1 protein-coding gene is annotated in these 1,015 nt (G+C 58.7%); it reads left to right on the top strand.

Annotation, left to right across the window (positions count from 1 at the left end):
• Positions 1-78 precede the first annotated feature (78 nt).
• Positions 79-1,014: a dihydrodipicolinate synthase family protein gene (locus HEP82_RS19790; RefSeq protein ID WP_225622574.1), complete on the top strand. Its 936-nt coding sequence runs from the start codon at positions 79-81 to the stop codon at positions 1,012-1,014.
• Position 1,015 lies beyond the last annotated feature (1 nt).

The following is a 1,015-nucleotide window of genomic DNA, read 5'->3' as shown; positions in this document are numbered from 1 at the left end:
GCAAACGTTCCCGCAAACGTTTTTCGTTACTTGAAATGTACCTTGCAATAGAAATATCTCAAAAGAAAAGAGGACGTTATGAAAGATATCAACATCGATTTACGTGGTCTGAACCCTGCCCCTGTTACACCATTTACCCGTGATGGCGCGGTCGATTATGCCGCCTGTAAAAAACTGGGTGCCTGGCTGGCCAGTATCGACGGCGTGAAGAGCCTGACCGTGCTGGGCCACGCCGGGGAAGGCACCTTCATGTCGCAGGAGGAGCAAATGAAGGTGATTGAAGCCTTTGCCGACGCGGTCAACGGCGCCATTCCCATCATCGCCGGCATCACACTGGAAGGCACCTCCGTTGCGGCCGAAGAAGCCAAACGAGCCATCAAAGCCGGGGCGTCCGCCGGGTTGCTCTATCCGTCCCATGGCTGGCTGCGCTTCGGCTACCAGAAAGGGGCGCCGCAGGACAAATACCGTCAGGTGTACGAGGAGAGCGGCCTGCCGCTGATCCTGTTCCAGTACCCGGATGCCACCAAGTGCACCTATAACCTGGACACGCTGCTGGAGATTTCGGCCCAGCCAGGGGTATTCGCAATGAAGAACGGGGTACGCAACATGCGGCGCTGGGATACCGAAATTCCGGTGATCCGCCGCGAACGCCCGGAGCTGCAAATCCTGAGCTGCCACGACGAATACCTGCTGTCGACGATGTTTGACGTGGACGGTCTCCTGGTGGGCTACGGCAATATCGCACCGGAACTGCTGGTGGAAATGATCAAGGCAGGCAAGGCGAAGGATTACAAGAAAGCCCGAGAAATACACGACCGGCTGCTGCCGGTGACGAAGAGCGTGTACCACCGGGGTTCGCATATGGAAGGGACGGTGGCGCTGAAGCACGCGCTGGTAGCGCGGGGCATTCTGGAGCACGCGACGGTACGCTCACCGCTGCTGCCGCTGGAACCGGGCGCGGAAGAAGAAATCCATGCCGCCATCCGCGCCGCTGAACTGTCGCGCGTCGGTTGAT

The organism is Musicola keenii (assembly GCF_014855505.1).
Taxonomy (GTDB): domain Bacteria; phylum Pseudomonadota; class Gammaproteobacteria; order Enterobacterales; family Enterobacteriaceae; genus Musicola; species Musicola paradisiaca.
The sequence above is the reverse complement of the archived record's forward strand: the minus strand, read 5'-3'. Positions and strand labels throughout refer to the sequence as shown.